General features: G+C 63.9%; 26 protein-coding genes and 1 riboswitch. Of the genes, 13 read left to right on the top strand and 13 right to left on the bottom strand.

Going from position 1 to position 23946, the window contains the following annotated elements; translation table 11 throughout:
- Window positions 1–153: 153 nt before the first annotated feature.
- Window positions 154–265, bottom strand: a riboswitch (glycine riboswitch).
- Between the two features lie 135 nt (window positions 266–400).
- On the top strand, window positions 401–694 hold the full coding sequence (locus P1P91_RS14205; protein ID WP_311883439.1) for a hypothetical protein: 294 nt from the start codon (window positions 401–403) through the stop codon (window positions 692–694).
- Window positions 695–719: 25 nt separating this feature from the next.
- Here the strand turns inward: P1P91_RS14205 and P1P91_RS14200 are convergent, their stop codons facing one another.
- The gene (locus tag P1P91_RS14200) at window positions 720–1607 is read right to left on the bottom strand and encodes a DMT family transporter (RefSeq protein WP_311883438.1); all 888 of its coding nucleotides are present in this window, start codon (window positions 1605–1607) and stop codon (window positions 720–722) included.
- Between the two features lie 89 nt (window positions 1608–1696).
- On the opposite strand from P1P91_RS14200, the gene P1P91_RS14195 reads away from it, so the two are divergent.
- Window positions 1697–2527: a sirohydrochlorin chelatase gene (locus tag P1P91_RS14195; protein WP_311883437.1), complete on the top strand. Its 831-nt coding sequence runs from the start codon at window positions 1697–1699 to the stop codon at window positions 2525–2527.
- Here P1P91_RS14195 and P1P91_RS14190 read toward each other — a convergent pair.
- The 4 genes from P1P91_RS14190 to P1P91_RS14175 all read right to left on the bottom strand — a co-directional run bounded on the left by P1P91_RS14190 (window position 2524) and on the right by P1P91_RS14175 (window position 5812).
- Entirely contained in the window at window positions 2524–2991 is a 468-nt protein-coding gene (locus tag P1P91_RS14190) for a TspO/MBR family protein (RefSeq protein WP_311883436.1), read from the bottom strand. The genes P1P91_RS14195 and P1P91_RS14190 overlap by 4 nt on opposite strands.
- A 46-nt stretch (window positions 2992–3037) precedes the next feature.
- A complete protein-coding gene (locus tag P1P91_RS14185; RefSeq protein WP_311883435.1) occupies window positions 3038–3409 on the bottom strand; it encodes a hypothetical protein in 372 nt (123 codons plus the stop codon).
- A gap of 139 nt (window positions 3410–3548) precedes the next feature.
- Window positions 3549–4402 (bottom strand): IS5 family transposase gene (locus tag P1P91_RS14180; protein ID WP_311883434.1). Its coding sequence is split into 2 segments (ribosomal slippage): window positions 3549–4048 and window positions 4048–4402, totalling 855 coding nucleotides; the frame shifts between segments, so codons are not numbered across the junction.
- A gap of 252 nt (window positions 4403–4654) precedes the next feature.
- Entirely contained in the window at window positions 4655–5812 is a 1158-nt protein-coding gene (locus tag P1P91_RS14175; RefSeq protein ID WP_311882712.1) for an IS701 family transposase, read from the bottom strand.
- A gap of 109 nt (window positions 5813–5921) precedes the next feature.
- On the opposite strand from P1P91_RS14175, the gene P1P91_RS14170 reads away from it, so the two are divergent.
- Window positions 5922–7640, top strand: a complete 1719-nt coding sequence (locus tag P1P91_RS14170; protein ID WP_311883433.1) for a putative bifunctional diguanylate cyclase/phosphodiesterase — start codon at window positions 5922–5924, stop codon at window positions 7638–7640.
- On the opposite strand, the gene moaA is transcribed toward P1P91_RS14170, so the two are convergent.
- The 3 genes from moaA to mobA are packed head-to-tail and all read right to left on the bottom strand — an operon-like array spanning window position 7637 to window position 10529.
- The gene (gene moaA, locus P1P91_RS14165) at window positions 7637–8635 is read right to left on the bottom strand and encodes a GTP 3',8-cyclase MoaA (protein WP_311883432.1); all 999 of its coding nucleotides are present in this window, start codon (window positions 8633–8635) and stop codon (window positions 7637–7639) included. The two genes, P1P91_RS14170 and moaA, sit on opposite strands and share 4 nt — an antisense overlap.
- Window positions 8632–9918 (bottom strand): molybdopterin molybdotransferase MoeA, encoded by a 1287-nt coding sequence (moeA, locus tag P1P91_RS14160; protein WP_311883431.1) that lies wholly within the window; start codon window positions 9916–9918, stop codon window positions 8632–8634. The genes moaA and moeA overlap by 4 nt, the downstream gene beginning before the upstream one ends.
- Window positions 9915–10529, bottom strand: a complete 615-nt coding sequence (gene mobA, locus P1P91_RS14155) for a molybdenum cofactor guanylyltransferase MobA (protein WP_311883430.1) — start codon at window positions 10527–10529, stop codon at window positions 9915–9917. Before mobA ends, moeA begins: the two co-directional genes overlap by 4 nt.
- Window positions 10530–10797: 268 nt before the next feature.
- Between mobA and P1P91_RS14150 the strand changes: the two genes are divergently transcribed.
- The 4 genes from P1P91_RS14150 to P1P91_RS14135 all read left to right on the top strand — a co-directional run bounded on the left by P1P91_RS14150 (window position 10798) and on the right by P1P91_RS14135 (window position 13420).
- Window positions 10798–11109 (top strand): DUF1244 domain-containing protein, encoded by a 312-nt coding sequence (locus P1P91_RS14150; protein ID WP_311883428.1) that lies wholly within the window; start codon window positions 10798–10800, stop codon window positions 11107–11109.
- A gap of 50 nt (window positions 11110–11159) precedes the next feature.
- Window positions 11160–11681: a molybdenum cofactor biosynthesis protein B gene (gene moaB / locus P1P91_RS14145; protein WP_311883427.1), complete on the top strand. Its 522-nt coding sequence runs from the start codon at window positions 11160–11162 to the stop codon at window positions 11679–11681.
- Window positions 11674–12894: a molybdopterin molybdotransferase MoeA gene (locus tag P1P91_RS14140; protein ID WP_311883426.1), complete on the top strand. Its 1221-nt coding sequence runs from the start codon at window positions 11674–11676 to the stop codon at window positions 12892–12894. The genes moaB and P1P91_RS14140 overlap by 8 nt, the downstream gene beginning before the upstream one ends.
- Before the next feature lie 64 nt (window positions 12895–12958).
- The gene (locus P1P91_RS14135; protein ID WP_311883425.1) at window positions 12959–13420 is read left to right on the top strand and encodes a DUF3465 domain-containing protein; all 462 of its coding nucleotides are present in this window, start codon (window positions 12959–12961) and stop codon (window positions 13418–13420) included.
- A 49-nt stretch (window positions 13421–13469) separates the two neighbouring features.
- Here the strand turns inward: P1P91_RS14135 and P1P91_RS14130 are convergent, their stop codons facing one another.
- Together P1P91_RS14130 and P1P91_RS14125 are read right to left on the bottom strand one after the other, a co-directional pair.
- Window positions 13470–14012 carry a hypothetical protein gene (locus P1P91_RS14130; protein ID WP_311883423.1) on the bottom strand — a complete coding sequence of 181 codons (543 nt, stop codon included), beginning with the start codon at window positions 14010–14012 and terminating at the stop codon, window positions 13470–13472.
- Window positions 14013–14026: 14 nt separating this feature from the next.
- Entirely contained in the window at window positions 14027–15772 is a 1746-nt protein-coding gene (locus P1P91_RS14125) for an OPT family oligopeptide transporter (RefSeq protein ID WP_311883422.1), read from the bottom strand.
- Window positions 15773–16077: 305 nt separating this feature from the next.
- Here P1P91_RS14125 and P1P91_RS14120 point away from each other — a divergent pair, with 305 nt between their 5' ends.
- The 5 genes from P1P91_RS14120 to P1P91_RS14100 all read left to right on the top strand — a co-directional run bounded on the left by P1P91_RS14120 (window position 16078) and on the right by P1P91_RS14100 (window position 19950).
- Window positions 16078–17028 carry an IS481 family transposase gene (locus tag P1P91_RS14120; protein ID WP_311883421.1) on the top strand — a complete coding sequence of 317 codons (951 nt, stop codon included), beginning with the start codon at window positions 16078–16080 and terminating at the stop codon, window positions 17026–17028.
- A gap of 35 nt (window positions 17029–17063) precedes the next feature.
- Window positions 17064–18002, top strand: a complete 939-nt coding sequence (locus P1P91_RS14115; RefSeq protein ID WP_311883419.1) for an ABC transporter ATP-binding protein — start codon at window positions 17064–17066, stop codon at window positions 18000–18002.
- Entirely contained in the window at window positions 17999–18760 is a 762-nt protein-coding gene (locus tag P1P91_RS14110; protein ID WP_311883417.1) for an ABC transporter permease, read from the top strand. Before P1P91_RS14115 ends, P1P91_RS14110 begins: the two co-directional genes overlap by 4 nt.
- An 86-nt stretch (window positions 18761–18846) precedes the next feature.
- Window positions 18847–19296, top strand: a complete 450-nt coding sequence (locus tag P1P91_RS14105; RefSeq protein ID WP_311883416.1) for a tellurite resistance TerB family protein — start codon at window positions 18847–18849, stop codon at window positions 19294–19296.
- Window positions 19297–19950: an exopolysaccharide biosynthesis protein gene (locus P1P91_RS14100; protein WP_311883415.1), complete on the top strand. Its 654-nt coding sequence runs from the start codon at window positions 19297–19299 to the stop codon at window positions 19948–19950. It abuts the gene before it with no gap.
- Between the two features lie 25 nt (window positions 19951–19975).
- Here P1P91_RS14100 and P1P91_RS14095 read toward each other — a convergent pair whose 3' ends face one another.
- Window positions 19976–20686, bottom strand: coding sequence for an SIMPL domain-containing protein (locus P1P91_RS14095; protein WP_311883413.1), 711 nt, complete (start codon window positions 20684–20686; stop codon window positions 19976–19978).
- A 155-nt stretch (window positions 20687–20841) separates the two neighbouring features.
- Between P1P91_RS14095 and P1P91_RS14090 the strand changes: the two genes are divergently transcribed.
- On the top strand, window positions 20842–21390 hold the full coding sequence (locus P1P91_RS14090) for a ferritin-like domain-containing protein (protein ID WP_311883412.1): 549 nt from the start codon (window positions 20842–20844) through the stop codon (window positions 21388–21390).
- Window positions 21391–21489: 99 nt separating this feature from the next.
- On the opposite strand, the gene P1P91_RS14085 is transcribed toward P1P91_RS14090, so the two are convergent.
- Window positions 21490–22461: an ABC transporter substrate-binding protein gene (locus P1P91_RS14085; RefSeq protein ID WP_311883410.1), complete on the bottom strand. Its 972-nt coding sequence runs from the start codon at window positions 22459–22461 to the stop codon at window positions 21490–21492.
- A gap of 80 nt (window positions 22462–22541) precedes the next feature.
- On the bottom strand, window positions 22542–23909 hold the full coding sequence (locus P1P91_RS14080) for a GntP family permease (RefSeq protein ID WP_311883409.1): 1368 nt from the start codon (window positions 23907–23909) through the stop codon (window positions 22542–22544).
- Window positions 23910–23946 lie beyond the last annotated feature (37 nt).

Below are 23946 nucleotides of genomic sequence, written 5' to 3'. Positions count from 1 at the left end.
CAGGGGAAGAAAGGGGAGTATTCAAAAGCGCTGTGGCACAGCGACGAATCGCCGTTCAGCGTTGGCCCCTTCCGTCTTGAACCTGAGAGATTCACGCGCGTCGCGCTTGCTCCTTCGGTGCGCCGGCGGTGGCCGGCTGCTCTTCGGAATGTTGTGGCGCAGGCGGTCCGGTTGCCTGAGAGTTTCCGGGGCTGTTGCTCCTTCGGCGCTGCCGGCCGGCGGTGCTTGTTTCATCCGCCAGGGCAGTCTCTCCCGCCTGCGCTAACCATGTGATACCCCGGGATAGCTGGCCAAGGCAATGGGGCAAAGGTCTATACGGCGTGCCGCCGGTGGCGGGAAGTTGCGCAAGGCGCAGCGATCAGGGGAAGATGGGCAGCTCATCTGCCAAAGGGAATGAACCATGCTGGCCAACGGATTTTTCGACGACGTCGGCGAGGCGATCGGCAATGCCATTCACGCGCTTGTCACCTTTCTTTTTGCGCTTTTCGGCAATGCGTTTGCCGCCGTCGACGACTTTGTCGACGGGCTGACGCGTTCGCTCGGGATCAGCGACTCGTTTTTCAGCATTCTGGTGCTGGTGGTGGGGCTTTTTCTGCTGCTGGGCGGCTTTCGCGCCCTGCTTCGCGGAGGGCTGCTCGGGGCGATCGTGCAGATTGGCCTGGGCCTGCTGGTGCTTGGCTGGCTGATGGTTTAGCCGCGCTCAGCCGTCGCAGCTGCCGTCAGGCGCGCTGGCCAAGGCGGGCCTGGAAGATGCCGCCGGCCAGCACCAGGCCGCCGCCGGTCAGCTGCAGCGGGGTCAGCGACTCGCCGAATAGGCTCCAGCCAAACAGCACCACCGCCAGCGGCTCGCAGTAGGCAAGCGTGCCGTATAGCGCGGTCGGCAGGCGGTTGATGGCCAGTACGGCAAACAGCAGTGCCAGAAAACCGGGCACCAGACCGGCGCCCACAAGCCACGGCCACTGCCAGGGGGCGGCGCCAAGCCCCTCGGGCCTTAGCAGGGCAAACGGCAGAATCGCCAGGGCGCCGAAAAACAGCTGCCAGAAGGCCCCGGTGCGGTCGTTGAGGTGCCGCGGCAGGCCGCGGTTGCTGAGGATAAAGCCGCTGTAGGCGAGCATGGCCAGCAGCCCGAAGCCCAGGCCGACGGCGTCGCGCCCGCCGCCCAGCTGCAGGCGAAACTCCTGCATCATGGCAAAACCGAAAAGGGCGGTGGCGATACAGACAATCTGGGCGCGCTCCAGCCGTTCGCGGAAGAGAAAGTGGGCGACAACGGCAGAAAACACCGGCGCCAGATAGACCATCAGGATGGCGTTGGCCATCTGGGTATAGTTCATGGCCTGGACGTAAAACAAAATAAAAGCGGCGAGAAAGCCGCCGCTGATCACAACGCCAACGCCCGGCGCGTAGCGCAGGTAGCGCCCGCGCCGGGTGAGCACCAGATAGAGCAGCAGAAAAAAGGCGCCAAGCCCCAGCCGATAAAAGGTGATGCTCTCGGCGTTCAGCCCGGTAATGCGCGAGATGACGCCGATGGTGGCCATGCCCACCGCGCCGGCAACGGCAAGCAGCAGGCTGGAAAGCGGAACGGCGGTAGGCCGGCTCGAAACGGGCATGGTGCTCCTTGGGCAGGTTGGCGATCGGTGCCCGACATGCTATGCCAGCGCCTTGGCATAGCGCCACCCTCTGATGGAAGGAAGACGCGATGTCAGACCCCAGGCGTGCCATTTTCCTGGTCGATAACGGCTCCTTGCGGCCTCAGGCAACGCACAGTTTGCGCCGGGTCGCGGCGCGGCTTGGCGAAGCCTGCGGCGAGCCGGTGCAGGCGGCGTCGCTGCTGCACTCGCACAAAATCCCCGCTGAAGACCTCGGCGGCGAGCCGGCGATCACTCTGGGGCCGGCCGCCGAGCGGGCCGCCTCCCGGGGGGCGAGAGAGATCGTCGTCATTCCGTTTTTCTTCGGCCCCAGCCGGGCGCTGACCGACTATCTGCCCAGGCGCCTGGGCGAGGTACAGGCGCGCTTTACCGGCGTCAGCGTGACGATAGCCCCGCCGCTGGTGGACGAGCAGGCCCCGATAGACCTGCGCCTGGCGCAGATACTCGCCGACCACGTGCGCGCCCGCGCGCCGGCGGACGGGCCGTTCAACGTGGTGCTGGTAGATCACGGCAGCCCCGCCCCTGAGGTTACCGCGGTGCGCAACCGCCTGGCGGGGCAGCTCAGCGTGCTGCTCGCCGACGAAGCCACCGGCGTGATGCCGGCTTCCATGGAGCGCCGCGAGGGCGACGAGTACCGCTTCAACGAGCCGCTGCTTGAGCACGCGCTGGAAAGCGAGGCCCTGGCCGACAGCGACGTGGTGCTGGCTCTGCTGTTTTTGTCGCCGGGCCGTCACGCCGGCGAGGGCGGCGATATCGACAACATCTGCGCGGCGGCCAGGCGCCGGCCGGGGCGACGCATCGTGTCGACGGCGCTGGTGGGCGAGCACCCGGACATTGTCGCCATTCTGGCCTCGCGGGTGGCCCGGGCGCTGGGCGGCTAGGCGCGGCGGTTGCGCCGCCAGACGCTGGCGTTGAGTGCCAGCGCCAGCGTGACCCAGAGCAGATAGGGTACCATCAGCCAGGCGGCGAGGGCGCTTGAGGGGGCAAACAGCGCGATACAGGCAGCGATCAGGCACAGCAGCAGAGCGATATCGAGAAGCCCGAGCAGAATTTGCCGGCGGCCGAAGAACAGCCACGACCAGGCCGCGTTGGCGGCAAGCTGCAGGGCATAGACGGCGAGTCCCGCCGTGCGCCAGATCGACGGCTCGGCGAGAAATACCCGCCAGGCGGCAAGCGCCATGAGCAGATACAAAATCCCCCAGACGATGGGAAACGCCAGGTCAGGGGGCGTCCAGGCGGGCTTGGCCAGCTGGCGATACCAGCCGTCAGGACGGAAGCGCGCGCCGCTGGAGGCCGCCGCGCCTACCAGACCGAGCGACACCAGCAGGCTGAACAGTGAAAGCAAGGAAGGTCTCCCGGGTTGCCAGCGTTAAGGTAGCGACAGCATACGCTCAGCGCCGCTGCCAGGGCCAGCGGCGCTTTGGCGCCGGCAGCTCCAGGCAGGCCACGGCGCTGCCCAGCGGGAGCAGTATGGCTGCCAGCTGGCGATGGCACACCGTGCTGCTGAGCACGCCGGGGCACTGTTTCAGCAGCAGCTCGCAGCGTTCGCTGGCAACGCCCAGCTGGTCGCAGGCCTCCCGCGAGAGCGGCCGGGCCTGCTCGCGGCAGCGGCACAGCTCGCGCAGCAGCATGGTGAGCAGGGTGGCGTCCAGCCAGCACGGCAGCGGGTCGTCCAGGCGGCCGGCAATGGAGTGCTGCACCGCCTCGAAGGAGGTGCGCAAAAAGGTCAGTGTCTGGCGCAGCTGGCGAGTTTCGCTGTTCATGATGGGGCGCCTTTTGTATTGATTCTCATTTGCTTGTATTAAAGCTAGTGGCAACGGGGTCCGCTGTCAAATGCCCGGGCGCTGTTTTATCGCAGCCGCGACCGGCAGGGAGCTTTACGGCTGCGCTGCATTGGGCATGCTAGGTTTTGTCCGAAAAGTCTGCTCGCAGGCAACGGTCTATGCACGCCAGGCATACCATGGCCCTGAAGCTACTGGCCAATTTGTCGTATCGCGTGCAGACCCGGCGTAACTCTTTGATCCACCCGAAGCAGCGCTCGATGATGTTCCTGTCGCGATACCGGGGTTTGTCAAAGCCCCTTGGCGCACCAGGGCGCGGCTTTCGCTTCATCTTGCGCCTGGCAATGATCGGCTTCATTCGGTGCCGGTCGCAGTAGCGGCGCAGCGGATCACTGTCATAGCCTTTATCCGCTACGATGAAGCGGCAGCGCTTGAGCGGTCTGCCGACGGGACCAGGCAAGTGGACGTTTTCCATGGTCGGGATGAAGTGCCGGGTGTCCGAGTCCTGTCCCGGCGACAAGGTGAAGGTCAGCGGCCACCCGTATCGATCACATACCATGTGAATTTTGGTCGTCAGCCCGCCTCGGCTGCGTCCCAGGGCATGGTCTACGGGTTCTTGCTGCCCCCCTTTTTGCCGCCTCCAGAGGCGGCCCGGGTGGCGCGGATCGACGTCGAGTCGATCATCCACGTATCCAGATCCATCAGGCCATCCTCTCGCAGCCGAAGCTGTAGGCGGGCCAGGATCGCCTCGAAGGTGCCATCATCTCGCCAGTGTCGGAAGCGGTCATAGACCGTCTTCCAAGGGCCGTAGCGCTCTGGAAGGTCGCGCCACTTGGCGCCCGAGCAAAGGATCCAGAAGATGCCATTCAACATCTGACGATCATCACGACGGGGGCGTCCCATCGTTTGCGGAGGTGACACGATATCCTCGATGAGGGCCCAGCCGTTGTCGGAGATCTCGTAGCGTCCTGCCATACGTCACCTATGCAGCTGCGACATAGGAAAAAATTAGCACATCCGACTTTTCGGACAAAGCCTAGTACTACAGTCGTAACTACAGCCGTGATCGTTCATGCATTGCCATCCGGGCTTGCTGCTGCCGACAGTGGCACTGCCAAGCCCGGTACTGGTGCTTTCGTCGCCAGTCCGACCAATGAAGCACATGGGACAGGGCCTGTTGTCCTTGCCATAGACATCTCCCGATTAGTCGCCTGAGCTCGGAGAGTGTCAACTGAATCCTGTCGGTACGAGTTTTTTTTGCTGGTGACTCGCTTGCCGTATCGCCACCAGCAAGGCGTGGGCGAGCAGCGACAAAGTAATGTGGCGATGCCAACTGGCCCAGCGCCTCACCTCATACTCATCCAGACCGCATTCCCCCTTGGCCGTCTGAAAACCCTGCTCGATTTTCCAGCGCTGACCCGCGACTCGAACCAGCGTCTCTATCGATACCCAGTCCCTGGGCGCGTGGACCACATAATAGGCCAACTCATCCGGTGTCGAGAGGCTGCGTCGGATCAGAAGATAATGGCCCCAGCGGCGTGCCTCTTCCGTAGGCTGCAGCCTTGTCAGCGGCGTCAACGCCCAGTCGTACCTGCGTTCGCCCTTGCTGCCTGAGCCAGCGGATAGGGTCTGCCATGCGTCATCCGGCAGTGCCGCCGCGATCTCGTCGGCTCGCGTGTACTGGAAACTCTTCCACCACAAGGGTTCGTTGCAAGCCACTTCTAAAACAAAGGGTTGTGAGCGATCCTCCAGCCACAGACGCAGGCTGCGGTTACCGCCATAGACGCTATCCCCCGTCACCCAGGCGGCCGGTATGTCCTGATCCATCGCGCGCTCCAGCATCCGGCGAGCGAGCTCGGGTTTGCTGGCAAATTCGACGTCATCAGGGATGCCCGCACGCCGACAACGCTCGCGGTCCTGTGTCCAGGATTTGGGCAAGTACAGGGCGCGATCCAGGAAGGCATGCCCTGCCGGGCTAGCGTAGAGAAGAAAGACCCCGATCTGACTATTTTCGATACGGCCGGCGGTGCCACTGTACTGGCGTTGCACGCCGGCCGAGTGCTGGCCTTTCTTGATAAAGCCGGTCTCGTCCAGGACCAGGACACCCTCAGGCGAGCCCAGCGTATCGATGACCCATTGGCGGAGAATATCGCGTGCTGCGTCCGCATCCCAGCGGGCACGATCCAACAGGTACTGCACCCCATCTGGGGTGGCATCCCCGAGCCACTCGGCAAGATGCCAGCTATTCTTACGTTCGCACTGACTAAGCAGACCCTGGAGGTAGCGTAGTGCGCGATCGCGCGTTTCCGAACGCGGAAAGAGCGGGCCTAACCGATCTGCCAGGTCATCCAACAATGCTGAGACAGAGAGATCCAGTTCTTGCATCCTTCACCCTGTGATCGCTTCCATATCAACCACATGCATTGTAGCTTATTCAGTTACGACTGTAGTACTAGTGCCCTATAATCAGAGCGATAACAAAGACATCGGCAACATGACGGAAGTATCCCGCATGACGGACGACCGCCCTGAAGAAACTGACCTGCGTATTGCAGCGACGGCGTTTCATACTCATCTGGGCATGATCATCACCGACCCTCAGTGCCGTATTCTCAGGGTCAACGAGACGTTTACGCGAATAACCGGCTACGACGAAGAGGAAGTGCTGGGCAAGCATCCGCGCACGTTCAGCTCCGGGCACCAAGACGCCGATTTTTACGCGGCGCTTTGGCAAAGCGTTAGCCGCCAGGGATATTGGGAAGGCGAGCTCTGGAGCCGACGCAAAAGCGGTGAGGTGTATCCGCAGTGGGTGACGCTAAGCGCAGTGCACGACGGCAACGGCGTGCTGTCCCATTACGTTGCCACTCTGAGCGATACGACCGAGCGCAAGGCCGCCGAGCGGGAGATCCAGCGGCTGGCGTTTTTTGACCCTTTGACCGGGCTTGCCAACCGCCGCCTGTTCCTCGAGCGTTTGCGCGAGAGCCTGGCGGCCGCCCGGCGCGAGACGATGCACTGCGCGCTTTTGTTTCTGGACCTGGATAATTTCAAACAGGTCAACGATACCCTGGGCCACTACGCCGGCGATCGGCTTTTGCAGTGCATGGCTCGGGAGCTCGGGCGCACCCTTGAGCATACCGACACCCTGTCGCGGCTGGGCGGCGACGAGTTTGCCATGGTGCTTCATCAGCTGGGTACCGATCTGGGGCCGGCGGCCGAGCAGGCCGAGCGCATGGCTCACAAGCTGCTGACAGCGATCAGCAGGCCGATGGCGCTGGATAGCACCACGGTGACGGTATCCGGCAGTATCGGCATTGCCATGCTGGACGGTAGCGAAACCGGCGTGGAATGCTGTCTGCAGCAGGCCGATATAGCGCTGTTTCAGGCCAAGGACGAAGGGCGCAATACGCTGGCCTTTTTTGACCCGCGCATGCAGGCCAGGCTGTTCAGTCGGGCGCGGCTGGAGGCGGATCTGCGTCATGCGCTGGCCCATGACGAATGGCGCCTGTACTACCAGCCCCAGGTCAACGCCGACGGTCGTCTGATCGGCGTGGAGGCGCTTTTGCGCTGGGCGCATCCCGAGCGCGGCCTGCTCTCGCCGGGAGAGTTTATCCCGCTGCTGGAAAGCACGCGGATGATCAATGAGGTCGGCGCCTGGGTGCTGGAATGCGCCTGCGAGCAGCTGGCGGTATGGCAGGCTGAGTCGCGCACCGCGTCCTGGGAGATGGCCGTCAACATCAGCCCGGCGCAGTTCGTCGAGGCTGACTTTGTACCCCGGGTCGAGGCGATTCTGCAGCGTACCGGCGCGCCGGCCTCAAGGCTCAAGCTGGAGATGACCGAAACCCTGTTTGTCGAGGCCGAAGACAGGCTCCGAGAGAAGATGCAATATTTGCGCGGGCTGGGCGTGCGCTTCTCGCTGGACGATTTCGGTACCGGCTATTCGTCGCTGGCGTATCTGGCCTATCTGCCGCTGGACCAGCTCAAGGTCGATCAGAGCTTCGTTCGCGAGCTGCCCGAAAGCAGGAGCAACGGCGCCATCGTGGAAAGCATCATGGCGCTGGCCGGCAGCCTCGGGCTTGCGGTGATTGCCGAGGGCGTGGAAACCCACGCCCAGTATGAATGGCTGGCCGCGCGTCGCTGCGGCGCCTACCAGGGCTATCTGTTCGATTGCCCGCTGCCGGTGGCCGAGCTCGAAGCCTGCTGGCGCGGCGCCTAGCCGCCGGTCATGTTCATGAAGCGAACCACCTGGACATCGCCGTCGGTGGTGAAGTGGTGGCGCTCGGGCTTGAGCGGCATGGCGTTGATGATCGCCTCTTTCAGCGCGTCCATGTCGCCGGGATAGCGGCGCAGCACGGCGCGCAGGTCGACCGAGTGTTCGTTGCCCAGGCACAGGAGCAGGCGGCCTTCCACCGTCACCCGGACGCGGTTGCAGGTGGAACAGAAATTATGGCTGTGCGGCGAAATAAAGCCGATGCGCGAGTCGCTGTCCGCCATGCGGAAGTAGCGCGACGGCCCCGGCGTGGCCTCGGTGGTGGGCACCAGCGGATAGCGCGACTCGATGTCCGCCTTGACGTCGTCGCTGGAGTAATAGGTCTCGTCCCGGCCGTGGTCGGACACTTCGCCCAGCGGCATTTCCTCGATAAAGCTGATGTCCAGCCCTTCGTTCCGGGCAAATTCCACCAGATCGAGCACTTCGTCTTCGTTGCGGCCCTTGAGAATCACCGCGTTGAGCTTGATGCGCTTAAAGCCGGCCTCCTTGGCGGAGCGGATGCCGCGGATGACCTTGTCGAGATTGCCGGTGCGCGTCAGGCGCTTGAAGCGCTCGGGATTGAGCGAGTCAAGGCTGATGTTGAGCCGGCGCATGCCGCCTTTATACAGCGCCTCGGCGTGCTTGGGCAGGCTCGCACCGTTGGTCGTCATGGTGAGATCGTCGAGCCCCGGCAGCGCGCCGATTTCGTCCACCAGCTTGGTCACTCCGCCGCGCACCAGCGGCTCGCCGCCGGTGAGGCGGATCTTTTCCACTCCGAGCTCGGTAAACGCCCGGGCGACCATCCCCAGCTCTTCCAGGGTGAGTATCTGGGCCCGGGGCAGGAAGGTCATCTCTTCGCTCATGCAGTATACGCAGCGAAAGTCGCAGCGATCGGTAACCGACATGCGAACGTAGTTAACGCGCCGGCCGAAGTTATCGATGAGCTGTTGTTGTTGCGTCATGGGTCTCTCCTCAACGGCTGAATCGTGACCGTGTCGCCCGGGGATACCGCCGCGCAGGTATCGGGCAGCTCGATCAGGCAGTTGGCATCGACCATGGACGCCAGTATGCCTGATCCCTGGGCGCCGGTGCTGCGTACCCCGAGCCGTCCCTGAGCGTCTGCAGTGTAGACGCCGCGGATAAAGTCGCAGCGGCCTTCGCGCCCGGTAAAGGCCTCGTCGGCCGCCGCCTGAAGCCGTGCTGGCGGGCGCGGCGGCCGGTCTTCCAATCGTTCCAAAAGCGGTGCCACAAACTGTAAAAACGCCACCATGGCCGCCACCGGATTGCCCGGCAGGCCGACAAACGGCGTGCGCGCCTCGCCCAGCAGGCCGCAGGCCAGCGGCCGGCCCGGGCGCATGGCCACGCGCCAGAAGGCCAGCTGGCCAATCGCGTCCAGCGCCTCGCGGGTGTAGTCGGCCTGGCCCATGGAAACGCCGCCGCTGGTGAGCACCAGGTCGGCATCGGCGGCGGCCCGGGCCAGCGCCTTGCGAATAGCGGCCGGGCAGTCGGGCAAAATCCCCAGGTCGATGACCTCGGCCCCGTGCTCGCGCGCAAGCCCGCCCAGGGTAAAGCGGTTGGCGTCAAAGATGCCCGCGGCGGGCAGCGCTTCGCCCGGAGCGGTGACCTCGCTGCCGGTGGAAAACAGCGCCACTCGGGGGCGGCGGTACACGGCGACGTCGCCGGCGCCGAGGGAAGCGGCAAAGCCCAGCCGGGCGGCGTCGAGCCGCTCGCCGGCGGCAAGCGCCACGCTGCCCCGGGCGATGTCTTCGCCGGCCTGGCGGACGTTCTGCCCGGCCCTGACACGTTCGGGCGAGTTCACCACCACGTGGTCGGCGTGAACCTCCAGCTGCTCGCGCATGATAACCGTATCGGCGCCGTTTGGCAGCGGCGCGCCGGTGGCAATGGTAACGCACTCGCCGGGAGCCAGCGTAGGGGTGAAGGGCACTCCGGCGAGCGCCTGGCCGGCAAGCGCCCAGTGGGTTTTGCCGGTCTGCCAGGCAAGGGCGATACCGTCCATGGCGGCGTTGGTGTTTTGCGGCACGTCGATGGCGGCGGTAATGCTTTCTGCCAGCCGCCGGCCGTGGGCTGTCTGCAGGGCGATGCGCTCCCGGGAGACTGGCGTTTCTACCAGCGTCAGCAGGGTGTCGCGCGCCTGCTTCACGCTTAGCTGGCGGTCGTCCAGGTCAAAGCAGGAAAGCGGGCCGTCAGGGTTTTTTACGGGGGGTGTTACCGATGACGGGGTCATGAGGCCTCCCGGGCAAGCGTGGCTTCAAGGCGCGCCTTGTCGGCGGGCGTGTTGACGTTGACCAGCGCGTCGGCGCAGTCGGCCATGCTGACCGTGCTGACTTTCAGCCCGGTATAAAACTCGCGTACCGAGCGCTGGCCGGCATCGAGCGCCTGGCCCAGCGCTTGGGCGAGGTCGGTGCGCGTCAGCGCGATGACCGGGTGTACCCGCTGGCCGTCGTGGGCCACGGCGATATCGGCATCACCCAGCCCCTCTATCAGGCGCGCGGCGAAATCCCGGGGCAGCGCCGGGGTATCGCAGGGCGCCACCAGCAGCCAGGGGGTGCGCGCCGTGCGCAGCCCGGCGTAGAGGCCCATCAGCGGGCCGTGGAAAGCGTCACGCTGGCCGTTCAGCGCCCGATCGGCCACGACCCGATCGCCGTAGCGCTGGTAGCTTTCCGGGTGGCGGTTGGCGCTGATCACAAGCTCGCTCACCTGCCCGGCAAAGCGCTCGCTGACGTGGGCCACCAGCGGCCGGCCGGCAAGAAGCTCGAGCCCCTTGTCGCGCCCGCCCATGCGCCGCCCTTCGCCACCGGCGAGAATCAGCCCTGTGAGATCGTTTGGGGGTATCATGGCGGGGACTCCCGTAGCCAGCCGTTGATGCCGTCAGGGGCACGGCGATACGCGTGCGATACCTGAGTAAAATTGTCGACTATGCCAATGATGGCGCCCGCGCTCCCGCTTTGTCCAGCCCGCTTGTTGACCGATTGGTCAATATGCGCTGTGATCGGCGGATATGCCGGCTGCTGGCTGCCGGCGCGCATTTTGTTAAGCTGGTCGGCAGCCTTGCCCTATCGTCATGCTGGCTGCCTGGCACGCGGCCTTTCTGAAGGAGTTCTCCATGCATTCGTTTGACCCTGCTACCCGCACCGAGCTTGAAGCCGCCGCCTTTCGCCGGCTGCTGCGTCACCTTGACGCGCACAAGGAGGTGCAGAATATCGAGCTGATGAACCTGGCCGATTTCTGCCGCAACTGCCTGTCCAAGTGGCTGGTGGCCGAGGCCGAGGAGCGCGGCGAAAGCCTGGACTACGAAACCGCTCGGGAATACGTCTACGGTATGCCGTACAGCGAATGGAAGGCCCGCTATCAGGAAAAGGCCACGCCGGAGCAGCTGGCCGCCTTCGAGGCGCGTCAGGCACGGAAGCAGGGCTGACACACCAGGCGTAAAATACCACGCCACCGATCACAGAGGGCAAAAACGCCATGAGCGAACCGATGATACCGCTGAATATTGCGGTGCTGACCGTTTCGGACACCCGTACCGAAGACACCGACAAAAGCGGCCGAACGCTCGTGGAGCGCGCCACAGAGTACGGCCACCGGGTGGTGGAAAAGCGCCTGGTGGCCGACGACGTTTACCGCGTCCGCGCCATTGTCGCCGGTTGGATCGCCGACCCCGACATCCAGGTCGTGCTGACCACCGGCGGTACCGGCTTTACCGGCCGCGATTCGACCCCCGAGGCGGTATCGGTGCTGCTGGACAAGGAGATTCAGGGCTTCGGCGAGCGCTTTCGCCAGCTCAGCGGCGACGAGATCGGCAGCTCCACGGTACAAAGCCGCGCGCTTGGCGGGCTGGCCAACAGCTGCGTGATCTTTTGTTTGCCGGGCTCCACCGGCGCCTGCCGCACCGGCTGGGACAGCATTCTCGCCGAGCAGCTCGACAGCCGCCACAGGCCGTGCAACTTTGCCGACCTGGTGATTCCGGGGCGGAGGCAGCATGGCTGAACAGTCCTCTGACGCGCTGGGTACCGTCGAGCAGGCGCTCGGCGCCCTTTTGGAAGACGTCTCTCCGCTGGAAAGCGAAACGCTTCCGCTGGCGCAGGCCGGCGGGCGGGTGCTGGCCGGCGACCAGATGGCTCGGCTGGACGTTCCCGCCTTCGATAACAGCGCCATGGACGGCTATGCCCTGCGCGCGGCGGACGCCGGCCAGTGGCTGCCCGTGAGCCAGCGGGTGGCCGCCGGCAGCGCGCCGGAGCCGCTTGAACCCGGGACCTGCGCGCGGCTGTTTACCGGCGCCCCGGTGCCGTCGGGGGCCGACTGCGTGGTGATGCAGGAGCGCGTCGAGCGCGAGGGCGAGCGCGCGCGCTTTCCCGCCGAGCTCACCGCCGGCGACAGCATCCGCCGGCGCGGCCGGGACGTCGCCAGCGGCAGCGTTCTGCTTGCCGCCGGCACTTGGCTGGACGCCGCCGCGCTCGGCCATCTGGCCGGGCAGGGCGTGGTCGAAGTGGAGGTGCGCCGCCGGCCCCGGGTGGCGCTTTTATCCACCGGGGATGAGGTCATCGACCCCGGCACGCCGCTGGGCCCCGGCCAGCTATATAACACCAACCGGCCGATGCTCACGCGCCTGCTGGAAAGCTTTGGAGCCGAGGTTGGCCGCTGCGTAAGCGTGCCCGACGACTTCGACGAGACCCGGGCGATCCTTGGCGAGGTTGCCTTTGATGCCGACGTGGTCATCAGCACCGGCGGGGTCAGCGTGGGCGAGGAAGATCACGTCAAACATGCCCTGGAAAGCCTTGGTCGGCTGGATCTCTGGCGGCTGGCGATTCGCCCGGGCAAGCCGCTGGCGCTTGGGCGTTTGCCCGCCCGGCACGGCGACACCCGCTTTATCGGCCTGCCCGGCAATCCGGTTTCCAGCTTCGTCGGCGCCTGGCTGTTCCTGCGCCCGCTGATGGGCGCGCTTTCCGGATGCCCGACGCTTGACGCGCTGCCGGCGATCACCGCCACCGCCGATTTTGCCACCCGTACCGGCCCGCGCAGCCACTACATGCGCGCCGCGCTTGCGTTTACCCCGGAAGGCCCGGTGGCCACGGCCTTTGCCGATCAGAACTCCGGCGTGCTCTCATCGTGCGTGGGCGCCGACGTGCTGGTGGTCGTCCCGGCCAATACCGCGGTAGCGAAGGGTGACGCGGTGACCTGCCTGTGGATCAAGGGAGGGTAAGCGGCCCGGGCATCGTGTTCCAGGAGCGGGTGTGAAGGAGCGGGCGGGGATGAAAAGGGCGGGGATGAAAAGGGCGGGTGTACTGGGGCTGCTGCTGGTAATGCTTATCGCCGGCATGGCGCAATATAGCCCGTCGCTGCTGTCGCGGCTCACCGGCGGCGTCGATACGCCGCCGCCCGCCGTCGATGAACCGCGAACCGACGACGCCCACCCTACTTATCAGCGCCACCACCACCGCCAGCAAATTACCGGCAGCGGCCGCGTCGTGGCTTTATTGGCCGATGATCGCGACGGCAGCCGCCATCAGCGATTTATTCTGCGCCTGGCCAGCGGGCAAACCCTGCTGGTAGCCCATAATATTGATCTGGCTCCGCGGGTTCGCCGGCTGGACGTCGGGGACAGCGTCTCGTTTTACGGTGAATATGTCTGGAACGAGCAAGGCGGCGTACTGCACTGGACTCACCGCGATCCCCAGGGCAGCCATCCGGGGGGCTGGCTTGAGCACCGGGGTCGCCGATATCAATAGGCGGTGCTGTGCGAGGCGCCCCGCTCGGGCCGCTTTCAGGCTGCAGAGATCAGGCGCTTGCCTGCTTTTGCGCCGAGTCGAACATTTCCTGAGCATGCTTGAACTGGGCGTTGGCCTTGGACACATACAGCAGCACTTCGTCGACATAGCCATCGGTAGAGGCTGACCAGATGCGGTTGATATAGCGCTCGCCCGCGGCGAAGGAACTCATGATGTCGGCAAAGCGCTGAATGCCGAACAGGTGCTTCATGCTGTTGCGCGCATCGGCAAACTGCATCAGGTCATCACGGAACAAACGGTCAATTTCAAAGCGCATGTCGTAGGTGGGGACCCTGTCTTTACGACCTTCCAGGGCGTCCAGACGAGTCACGATATTGTCCAGCGACGTGCTCATGATCTCCCGGTTGTTCTGCAGCGTATCGCTGTGAAATGCCGCCCGATTGGATTCCCTGATATAGAGAAAGGCGCTGACAAAGCCGACGATCATGAGCGGTATGAAAAACAACCAGTTGACGTCGTTTTCATCCAGAGAGGTCAGGTAGGCACCGCCCAGAAAGGCAAGAATCACCAACGTGAAAGCTGCGTTTTTCATCTGTTTGTTCCTTGTCAGGCCGCTGCAATAACGTAAACGGCGTTGCCCACGCCTACCAGGGCTTCGCCGACGATGAGGCCGGCAGCGATCGGGATGCCTTTGTTTTCCGCCCAGACTTTACCCTTGGTGCGATCCACCACCTCTCGTATCAGCGTGCCCACGGCGTAGGTGAGCACGATACTGAACGGAAGGTAAAAGCCCAGGCCAACGGTGATGCCCAGGCCGGTTTGCAGTAATGACAGCAGCCCGCCCAGCATCGCCCCGGCGATATACTTGGCGGCCGGCACGTCGCCGCCGGTAATGCCTTCCACCATGGAGGCCAGCGCCTGGCCCTGGGGCGCGGGAAACTCCGTGCCCCCGAGGCCAAAGGCCTTGTGCAGCATGAAAATCAGCGCGATCACCACGATGGGCCCAAGCCAGGCCCCCATGAACTGCCCCAGCTGCTGCTTTCGCGGCGTGGCGCCGACCAGGTAGCCGGTTTTCAGGTCCAGCATCAAATCCGTGGCCTGGCTCATCGCCACGCAGGTGGCAGCGCCCACGGTGATCGCCGCGACGATGGCCGGGCCGGTGCTCATGCCGCCGAACATCTGGGTTACCATGATCAGCAGGGTCACCGCGATCAGGGTGATCCCCGACAGCGGCGACCAGTTGGTGCGGCCGATGGACTCCGAGAGAATGATCCCCGCCATCCAGATCCACAGGGTACCCAGCGCCGCCATGGTCACGCCGCGCAAAAGGCCCACCTCGCGCGCCGAGGTCACGGCCATCACGCCGAGCAAAATCGCCGCGCCCACCACGGCAAAGTAGAGCAGCTTGATGGGCATTTCGTCACGGCTCAGCGCCGCGTTGCTTTTGGCCGACGACTGCATCGACTTGATCGCCGAGGCGATGAGCGGCAGGGCAAAGAAAACGCCCACAATGGCGCCGCCGATCAGCATGCCGATCCCGGTAGGCCTGAAGAGTATCAGCCGTAACTGGTTCGGATCAGTGATGGTGACGCCGTCAATGACGGGAAACATGCCGGTGATATCCAGCAGCGGCGCCAGCACCCAGTAGCAGACAAAGCCGCCGATGATAAAGGCAAGCCCGCCGCGACCGGCAATAAAGGCCACGGCGGCGGTCATCAAGGACAGATACCAGGTGCCGTTGAGGTAGGCCGGCAGGCCCAGCTGCTCGAACAGCGGCCAGTATTCCACCCCGGACACCAGGGAGACCACGTGTACGATGCCGGACAGCAGCATGGCGCCCACCAGCAGCGACGCCTTGCGAATGCCCGCCCCGGGTGACTTCAGGATCGACGCCACCGCTACCCCGCCGGGGTAGGTCAGGCGCTCATAGTCGATCATCTGTTTACGCAGGGGAATGATAAAGGCGATTCCCAAAAAGGCCCCGGCGATGGCGCCGAAGGTCAAGACATAAGGGTTGAACTCGGTGCCGTAGCCCAGAATAAAAATGGCCGGCACCGAAAACATCATGCCGGACGAGGCCCCGTTAACGCCGGAGGCCACGGTTTGCACCACGTTGTTTTCCACGATGGAGCGGCGGCGCAGCATGCCGCGCAAAATACCAAAGCCCAAAATCGCGGCCAGCTCCGAGCCCTCAATGGAAAAGCCCAGCTTCAGGGAGGCATAGCCAATAGAAATCGCTAAAATAATGCCCAGAAAATAACCCACAATAACGGCATGCAGCGTTAGTTCCGGATAGGGGCCATGGGTCAGTGGACCGCGGGCAGGAGGGGCGGAGGGGGTGGTGTCGGACATGCTGTTCCCGGGGGCTACGCATCAAGTGCTGGGCGATAAGTTGACCGCCGTATAAAGGGCTTACCCTTTTATCGGCCGGCGTAAAAATCCGCTGAAAATATCACGAATATAAAGGATGACTCAAGTTTAAATCAGGCGTCTGCTCCTCCATGCTGGAGGCGCTTTCCCGGCGGCAAGGGCGCCTGCGACCGGCCGCGTGCAAGGCGCCGAGACACGCCGGATGCCGGCGTATCCATCAAGCGTGCTAGGTGTATGGTCCCGGGGTGTAATGGTCCATGGTATGAACCATTGTCCGAGGAGGATCCATGGCTCAGATACTTCATCAACGCGCCAAGACCACGCACGCCATCCGAGAAGACATACAGCGATCGTCAGCTTCGGTCGCAGCGTTAAGTCGCCGTTACGACCTCAACCCTAAAACAGTGCGCAAGTGGCGGTCTCGCTCCTCCGTTGAGGACGACCGCATGGGCCCCAAGCGGCCAAGCTCTACTTCATTGTCGGATCTTGAGGAAGCCGCCGCTGTTACTTTCCGGCGCACCACATGGCTGCCTCTGGATGACTGCTGCTTTGCCCTGCAGCGTTTCATTCCTCACCTGACGCGCTCGAGCCTACATCGTCTGTATCAGCGCCACGGTATTAGCCGGATACCCCGCCCGATTGACAGGAAGCCCGGCAAGTCAGCCTTCAGGCATTACCCAATTGGCTATCTGCATCTGGATATTTGTGAGGTGCGTACCGGAGAAGGCAAAGTCCATCTGTTCGTGGCCGTCGACAGAACGTCCAAGTTTGTCCATGCCCGGCTGTATCGCCAGGCGCAGCGGAAGCAGGCGGCTGAGTTCCTCGACGACACGCTGCAACAGCTACCGTACCGGGTTCACACCGTGCTGACCGACAATGGCGTGCAGTTCACCAAGCGGCCCGGCACCGAACATTACAAACCACATCCGTTCGACGTCATTTGTCATCGGTATGGTATCGAACATCGCTTAACACGCCCCTTCCATCCGTGGACCAATGGACAGGTCGAGCGCATGAATCGCACGCTCAAGGAGGCGACTGTTCGTCACTTCCACTACGCCACGCTGGACGAGCTGGCCTCGCACCTGAAAGACTATCTGTGGGCTTATAATAGCGCTCGTCCGCTACGCTCACTGAAGGGCCGGTCGCCTATCGGCTTTATACTCGACCGATGGGCAGTTGAACCGGAACGTTTTCATGATGCCCCAGACCACTACTTCCCGGGACCATACACCTAACCTAGGCTGTCTTACACGGTGGCAAGGAGCGTGCGGTGCAGGATCCCATCATCCGTATCAACGGCGTGGGCAAGACCTACGAGGGCGGCTTTGAGGCGCTCAGGCGCGTGGATCTCGAGATCCGGCGCGGCGAAATTTTTGCCCTGCTCGGCCCCAACGGCGCGGGCAAGACCACGCTGATCAGCGTTATCTGCGGGCTTGTTTCGCCCAGCAGCGGCGATATTCGCGTGGCCGGGCACGACACCATCACCCAGTACCGCGCCGCGCGTAAGCTCATCGGCCTGGTGCCCCAGGAGCTGACCAGCGAAGCCTTCGAAACGGTGTGGAACACGGTGAGCTTCAGCCGCGGCCTGTTCGGCCGGCCGCCAAGCCCCGCGCACATTGAAAAGGTGCTGCGCGCGCTAAGCCTCTGGGACAAGCGCAACAACCGCTTGATGACGCTTTCCGGCGGCATGAAGCGCCGGGTGCTCATCGCCAAGGCGCTTTCCCACGAGCCTCGGGTGCTGTTTCTCGACGAGCCCACCGCCGGGGTTGACGTCGCCCTGCGTCGGGAGATGTGGGGCGTGGTGCGCCGGCTGCGCGAAGACGGCGTGACCATCATTCTCACCACGCACTATATCGAGGAGGCCGAGGAAATGGCCGACCGCATCGGCGTGATCAATCACGGCGAAGTGGTGCTGGTGGAAGAAAAGACCGCGCTGATCCAGAAGCTCGGGCGCAAACAGCTCACCCTGCAGCTGCACACGCCGCTTTCCCGGGTGCCCGACGCGCTCGCGCCCTTTGATCTGACGCTTGCCGACGACGGCGCAACGCTCAAGTACACCTACGACGCCGCGGCGCGGGAAGAAGGCGAGCACGGCATCGCCGCGCTGCTGAGCGCGCTGAAAACCGCCGGTATTCGCGTCAAGGATCTGAACACCCGGCAAAGCTCCCTGGAAGATATCTTCGTTGACCTCATTGAGGAGCGCGCATGAACTTCTATCCCGTTCGTGCCATCTACATGGCCGAAATTGCCCGGGTGCGCCGCACCCTGCTGCAGAGCATCGTCTCGCCGATTATCTCCACCTCGCTTTATTTCGTGGTGTTCGGCGCGGCCATCGGCTCGCGCATCGACCAGGTCGAGGGCGTCAGCTACGGCGCCTTCATCGTTCCCGGGCTGATCATGCTGATGCTTTTGACCCAGAGCGTATCCAACGCCTCCTTCGGCATCTTTTTTCCCCGCTTTTCCGGCAGCATCTATGAGCTGCTTTCGGCGCCGATCTCGTATCTGGAGATCGTCATCGGCTACGTCGGCGCGGCAGCGACTCGGTCGATCGTACTGGGACTGATCATCCTGGCCACGGCCAACTTCTTTGTGCCGCTGCACATCGAGCACCCTGTCTGGATGGTGCTGTTTCTGGTGCTCACCGCGGTGACCTTCAGCATGCTCGGGTTTATTATCGGCATCTGGGCCGACGGCTTTGAAAAGCTCCAGCTGGTGCCGCTTTTGGTGATCACGCCGCTGACGTTTCTCGGCGGCAGCTTTTATTCCATCGATATGCTGCCGCCGTTCTGGCAGGGTGTGACTCTGCTCAACCCCGTGGTCTATCTGGTCAGCGGCTTTCGCTGGAGCTTCTACGGCGTCGGCGACGTCAGCATCGTCGCCAGCGTGGTGGTCATCGCGCTGTTTCTGACCCTGTGCCTGGCGACCGTGGCGTGGATATTCCGCACCGGCTATCGCCTCAAGCCCTGAGCCGGCGGTGCAACTCTGGCCTGGCGGTACGGTCAGATAAGCCCACCGATACTCTTCCAAGACGACAGAATAAACAGGAGCACCGCATGCTGGACGCCGTCACCCGGTTTTTTCAGCGCGCCCTGGCCGAGCCCGAGCAGAGCCGGGACCCGGCGCTGACCCTGGAGCTCGCCTGCGCTGCGCTGCTGTGTGAAGTCATGCGCGCCGACTTCGACTCCAGCCCCGACGAGCGCGCCGCCCTGCGTACCATGCTCGTCTCCCGGCTATCCGTCAGCGCCGACGACGTCGACGAGCTGATGGCGCTGGCCGAGCAAAAGGCCGAGGAATCCGTGGATCACTACCAGTTTGTGCGTCTTGTCAGCGAGCATTACGATGAGATCCAGCGTTTCGAGCTGGTCAAGCTGATGTGGCAGATGGCCTGGGCCGACGGCGAGGTTGATCCCCTGGAAGAGCACCGCATTCGTCGGCTGGCGGGACTTTTATACGTCAGCCACAGCGATTTCATCCGCGCCAAGCTGGCGGCAGAGGAGGGCTGAATGTCCGATACCGAGACAAGCGGGTACCAGTCCCGGGAAGGGGAGGACGCAGCAAGCGAGGAGGGAGAGACGTCGTCAACCGCCAACCTCACCCAGCTTCTGGCGCTGCTGGAGCGCATCGAGCGGCGCAACCCCCGCATCAGCGTGGACGATGTGCTGGCGGCCATCGGACGGCGCTCCTTCGGCCCCATGCTGCTCGTTGCCGGACTGATCACTCTGGCGCCGCTGATCGGCGATATCCCCGGTATGCCAACCCTCATGGCGCTTTTGGTGCTGCTCACTGCCGGCCAGCTGCTCGCCGGGCGCCGGCGTTTCTGGCTGCCCGGCTGGCTGCTCAAGCGCAATATTTCCAGGGACAAGTTCGACAAGGCCCTGCCGTACCTGAAAAAGCCCGCCCGCTGGGTAGACAAGCTGCTGCGCGTGCGCCTGCCCTGGCTCACCGGTTACTGGGGCAGCCGCCTGACCGCGCTTGCCGGCATCGCCATTGCCCTTGCCATGCCGCCCATGGAATTCATTCCCTTTACCGCCAACGGCGCGGGGCTTGCGCTGGCGCTTTTGGGCCTGGGGTTGGTCGCCCGGGACGGACTGGTGCTGCTGATCGGGTTTGGCCTGACCGCGGCTACTTTCGCCATCGTCGGGGCGAACCTGTTTTAATCAGGCCATGGGGCCTGGCAAAGACCTATTCCAGATAGTAGTCCACCGTGGTGACTACGCGGACGGTTTTTTCGGCCTGCTGGGTCTGGCTGACGCCGGCGGCGTGATCCCGGGCGCGGATCTGAAAGACGCCCTGGTTGGCCCGGCGCAGCTTGCCCACTTCGGCGTTGGCGTCTTCGGCAAACTGCTCGGCGGACTGCCGGGCGGCGGCGGTGGCGTTGGCGATCATTTCCGGCTTGATGTCGTTGAGCCGGCTGAACAGATAGCTTGGGCCGCTATCGCCGTAGTCGGACGACAGCACCACGCCGGCATCCACCAGCTCGCCGATGGCCTGGGCGGCCTGGCGCACGCGCTCGACGTTTTGGCTGCGCACGGTGAGGGTCTGGTTGATGATGAAAGTCGGCCCGCCGTCGCTGCTCTGGTAGGGGTCGGCGCTGGTATCGTTGACGCTGAGCTTTTGCAGCTCCACGGCGTCGGTATCTATTTGCTGGCGATCAAGAAAGGCCATCACGGCGCGCTGGCTTTCCCGGGCGTTGGCCCGGGCCTTTTTCAGCGTGTCGCCGGTGGCCACAAAGCGCAGCGGCCAGAGCGCAGTATCGGCGGTGACCTCGCGCTCGGCCAGGCCTTTTACCGTCACGTAGCGATCGCCGGTACCCAGATCGGTCAGGCCGCTGCCGATGAAGGTGGCGGCGATGACGCCGGCGGCGCCCAGAATCAATGCGGGAACGATACGCATAGCGGCCTCTCTTTGCTTTCCTGACTGGCTACCGGGTGGATGAACGCGGTGGCGGCTTTGTAGGGTTGTGGTTTATCACGCTAAGGTGAAATACTGCAAACACCGTAAGCCCCGGCCACTCGCCGAGGCATGCCAATCCACAAAGGAGAGACGCCATGGCTGATCAGCCGTTTCTGACCGATATCAAGACCATTCGCGAGCGGGCCCGTCGGCACATCGAGCAGGGTGCGGTGACGGAGGGCTACACGGCCGACCGTGAAAACGTCATCCGCCTTTTGAACGAGGCGCTGGCTACCGAAATCGTCTGCACCCTGCGCTACAAGCGCCACTACTACATGGCCGAAGGGCTCAGCGCCAGCGTGGCCCAGGCAGAGTTTTTGGAGCATGCCCAGCAGGAACAGCAGCACGCCGACTGGCTGGCCGAGCGCATCGTCCAGCTGGGCGGCGAGCCCAACTTCTCGCCGGAAGGGCTGATGACCCGCGCCCACGCGGAATATACCGAGGGCGATTCCCTGCGCGATATGATCAAGGAAGACCTGGTCGCCGAGCGCATCGCCGTGGACAGCTACCGCGAGATTGCCACCTATCTGGGTGACAAGGACCCCACCTCGCGCCGGCTGATGGAAGACATCCTCGCCCAGGAAGAAGAGCACGCCGACGACATGGCCGGCCTGCTCGACGGGCTGGACGCTCAGGGCCGATAAGCCTGCCCTATAGGCCGCCGCCGGCCGTTGCATAAAGGTATGAAAGCAAGCGGCCGCTCCGGGATGGGGCGGCCGCGCTGCGCTTTGCCGCAGGGCAAGTCAGGGCGCGGGAATTTCCAGGGCGTCCTGTATCTCGGGCCAGGCTTTCTCCTCGCCGCTGCGGGTGGTGACGCCGTCAACAAACGTTCTGACCTTTTCGGGGTGCTCACGAAGCCAGGTCAACGCCACTTCGTCGGCGGGCTTTTCGTCAAAGCTGTAGCCGTAGATCATCGCACTCTGGTCGTCGGCGCTGAAGTTCAGCTGGTCGAGTAGCCGCGTGGCGTTGGGCTGGCGCTCGGCAAAGTTCTGGGTAACCAGGGTGCGCACGTTGCTGCGGCCGCCTTCGTCGCCCCAGAAGTCTTCCGGATCATCCAGGTAGCGCACGTCGTATTCAATGTTCATCCAGTGCGGTGTCCAGGCGGTGAACACCAGCCACTCTTCGCGCTGCAGGGCAGACTCCACCGTACTCAGCATGCCCGGCGTGGAGGTCTCGGAGACCTCCCACTGGGTCAGGTCGTAGGTGTCCTTTTCCATGTTGTCATCGAGAATCTCGCTGATGCCCGAGCCCACTTCGATGGCATAAATGGTACCGCCCAGCTTCTCGCGCACCTCGGGGTCCTTGAGGTCTTCGCCCGAGGTTACGCCGGCATCAAAGACGTACTCGGGCACGGCGAAGCCAAGCCGGGCGCCGTCGACGTTGTTGCCAAGGTCTTTGATGACGCCCTCTTCCATGGCGGGGTCGTAGGAGGTGCTTTGACCGGGCAGCCAGGCGGCGAGGTAGACGTCCACATCGTCCTGGTTCAGCGCCTCGTAGGCGATGGTGGAGCCCAGCTCCTGCTGCTGCGGGGTATAGCCCAGCGCTTCCAGCAGCTGGCCGGCAAGCTCGCTCTTGACGGTCACGCCGGGCCAGGACGGTACGGCAAAGCGCACGTCGGCGGGCTCTTCGGCCGCGGCGGCGGTGCCGGTGGCAAGCATGCCGACGAGCATGGCGGTGCCCAGGGCAGGCGGAACAAAGCGCTGATGGGAGTACATGACGGGCTCCTTGAAAGTCCACGAATAAAGGATAGAGCCAAACCTTACCCGCCAAAGCGCACGGAGGGCAAAAAAAGTGGCTACAGCAGTACCAGCGACAGCAGGTAGACCAGCAGAATGGCAGTGACGCCCTGTATCAGGGTGGCCAGGGTCTGGGCGCGGTAGGCAAGCCCCACGCTCATGCGGCTGAAGCGCGAGACCACCCAGAAGAAGCTGTCGTTGGCGTGGGAGACGGTCATCGCTCCGGCGCCGATGGCCATCACCGTGAGCGTGCGGCCCATGTCGCTGCCTAGCCCCAGCGAGTCGAGCATCGGCGCCACCAGAGCGGAGGTGGTGACCAGCGCCACGGTGGACGACCCCTGGGCAGATTTCAGCCCGGCGGCGACGATAAACGGCATGAAGATGCCGATGCCCAGGGTAGAAAGCGTACTGCCCAGATAGTCGCCCAGCGGCGAGGCGCTGAGCACCGCGCCAAAGGCGCCGCCGGCACCGGTGATCAGCAGGATGGGCGCGGCGGAGACGATGCCTTCGCTGATGCGGTCGCTGAATTCGACGATTCGGTTTTCGCTCTTGAGCAGCGCGGTGGCCAGCAGCAGGCCGATGAGCAGCGCGGTCAGCGGCTGTCCCAGCAGGCTAAGTACCGCCATGGCGGTGCCTTCACCGAAGGGCGCGGCGGGCAGTCGGGCCACGGTGCCGATGCAGATCAGCGCAATGGGCACGATGATCGGTGCAAACGCCGCCAGCGGCCGGGGCAGGCGGCCGTAGCTGGCCTTGAGCGCTTCCCAGTCCTGCTGCTGGTGGCGGGCTTCCGCTTCTGACAGAGTATCGTCCACGTCCGGCTGGGTATTGACGAAGCGCCGTGCCCAGAGCATGCCGGCGAGTGCGGCCACGGCGGCCACGGGAATACCCGCGGCAATGACCAGCCCCAGGCTCGATTCGAGCCCCAGGTTGCCCGCCGCGGCGATGGGCCCGGGCGTGGGTGGGATGAAGGTATGGGTGGCGTAAAGCCCGGTGGCCAGCGCCACGCTCATGGCAATAGGCGAGGTGTCGAGCTTTTTGGCCAGCGACTCTTTCAGCGAATTGAGGATAATAAAGCCGGAATCGCAAAATACCGGAATGGAGACGATATAGCCGATCACCGACATGGTAAGCGTAGGGAAACGGTCCCCCAGCTTCGCAATCATGACGTCGGCCATGGTGATGGCAGCACCGCTTTTTTCCAGTATCACCCCGATGATGGTGCCCAGCACGATGACCAGGCCGATATAGCCCAGAATGCCGCCAAAGCCCGAGGTAATGGTTTCGACCACCGAGTCGATCGGCAGCCCGTAGGCAAACGCGGCGATGAACGCCGCCCCCAGCAGGGCGAGAAACGGATGCAGCTTGAGCTGGCTGGTGGCGAGCACAATGAAGCCTACCACCAGCAGTAATGTCACGATCAGACCCATGGTTATCCCCTGCGCGTTGCGTTGTCGTCTTGGGCGG

This window comes from Halomonas piscis (assembly GCF_031886125.1).
Classification (GTDB): Bacteria; Pseudomonadota; Gammaproteobacteria; order Pseudomonadales; family Halomonadaceae; genus Vreelandella; species Vreelandella piscis.
Note: the sequence above shows the minus strand (reverse complement) of the source record. Positions and strands in the feature narration are given on the sequence as shown.

Excerpts from the sequence above, each read along its gene's own strand:
- P1P91_RS14185 (WP_311883435.1), bottom strand. The coding sequence starts at position 3,409 with ATGAACAGCGAAACTCGCCAGCTGCGCCAGACACTGACCTTTTTGCGC.
- P1P91_RS14080 (WP_311883409.1), bottom strand. The coding sequence starts at position 23,909 with ATGGGTCTGATCGTGACATTACTGCTGGTGGTAGGCTTCATTGTGCTC.
- P1P91_RS14135 (WP_311883425.1), top strand. The coding sequence starts at position 12,959 with ATGAAAAGGGCGGGTGTACTGGGGCTGCTGCTGGTAATGCTTATCGCC.
- P1P91_RS14095 (WP_311883413.1), bottom strand. The coding sequence starts at position 20,686 with ATGCGTATCGTTCCCGCATTGATTCTGGGCGCCGCCGGCGTCATCGCC.
- P1P91_RS14140 (WP_311883426.1), top strand. The coding sequence starts at position 11,674 with ATGGCTGAACAGTCCTCTGACGCGCTGGGTACCGTCGAGCAGGCGCTC.
- P1P91_RS14085 (WP_311883410.1), bottom strand. The coding sequence starts at position 22,461 with ATGTACTCCCATCAGCGCTTTGTTCCGCCTGCCCTGGGCACCGCCATG.
- P1P91_RS14205 (WP_311883439.1), top strand. The coding sequence starts at position 401 with ATGCTGGCCAACGGATTTTTCGACGACGTCGGCGAGGCGATCGGCAAT.
- P1P91_RS14105 (WP_311883416.1), top strand. The coding sequence starts at position 18,847 with ATGCTGGACGCCGTCACCCGGTTTTTTCAGCGCGCCCTGGCCGAGCCC.
- P1P91_RS14150 (WP_311883428.1), top strand. The coding sequence starts at position 10,798 with ATGCATTCGTTTGACCCTGCTACCCGCACCGAGCTTGAAGCCGCCGCC.
- mobA (WP_311883430.1), bottom strand. The coding sequence starts at position 10,529 with ATGATACCCCCAAACGATCTCACAGGGCTGATTCTCGCCGGTGGCGAA.
- P1P91_RS14125 (WP_311883422.1), bottom strand. The coding sequence starts at position 15,772 with ATGTCCGACACCACCCCCTCCGCCCCTCCTGCCCGCGGTCCACTGACC.
- P1P91_RS14110 (WP_311883417.1), top strand. The coding sequence starts at position 17,999 with ATGAACTTCTATCCCGTTCGTGCCATCTACATGGCCGAAATTGCCCGG.
- P1P91_RS14170 (WP_311883433.1), top strand. The coding sequence starts at position 5,922 with ATGACGGAAGTATCCCGCATGACGGACGACCGCCCTGAAGAAACTGAC.
- P1P91_RS14200 (WP_311883438.1), bottom strand. The coding sequence starts at position 1,607 with ATGCCCGTTTCGAGCCGGCCTACCGCCGTTCCGCTTTCCAGCCTGCTG.
- P1P91_RS14175 (WP_311882712.1), bottom strand. The coding sequence starts at position 5,812 with ATGCAAGAACTGGATCTCTCTGTCTCAGCATTGTTGGATGACCTGGCA.
- moeA (WP_311883431.1), bottom strand. The coding sequence starts at position 9,918 with ATGACCCCGTCATCGGTAACACCCCCCGTAAAAAACCCTGACGGCCCG.
- P1P91_RS14195 (WP_311883437.1), top strand. The coding sequence starts at position 1,697 with ATGTCAGACCCCAGGCGTGCCATTTTCCTGGTCGATAACGGCTCCTTG.
- moaB (WP_311883427.1), top strand. The coding sequence starts at position 11,160 with ATGAGCGAACCGATGATACCGCTGAATATTGCGGTGCTGACCGTTTCG.
- P1P91_RS14100 (WP_311883415.1), top strand. The coding sequence starts at position 19,297 with ATGTCCGATACCGAGACAAGCGGGTACCAGTCCCGGGAAGGGGAGGAC.
- P1P91_RS14090 (WP_311883412.1), top strand. The coding sequence starts at position 20,842 with ATGGCTGATCAGCCGTTTCTGACCGATATCAAGACCATTCGCGAGCGG.
- moaA (WP_311883432.1), bottom strand. The coding sequence starts at position 8,635 with ATGACGCAACAACAACAGCTCATCGATAACTTCGGCCGGCGCGTTAAC.
- P1P91_RS14130 (WP_311883423.1), bottom strand. The coding sequence starts at position 14,012 with ATGAAAAACGCAGCTTTCACGTTGGTGATTCTTGCCTTTCTGGGCGGT.
- P1P91_RS14120 (WP_311883421.1), top strand. The coding sequence starts at position 16,078 with ATGGCTCAGATACTTCATCAACGCGCCAAGACCACGCACGCCATCCGA.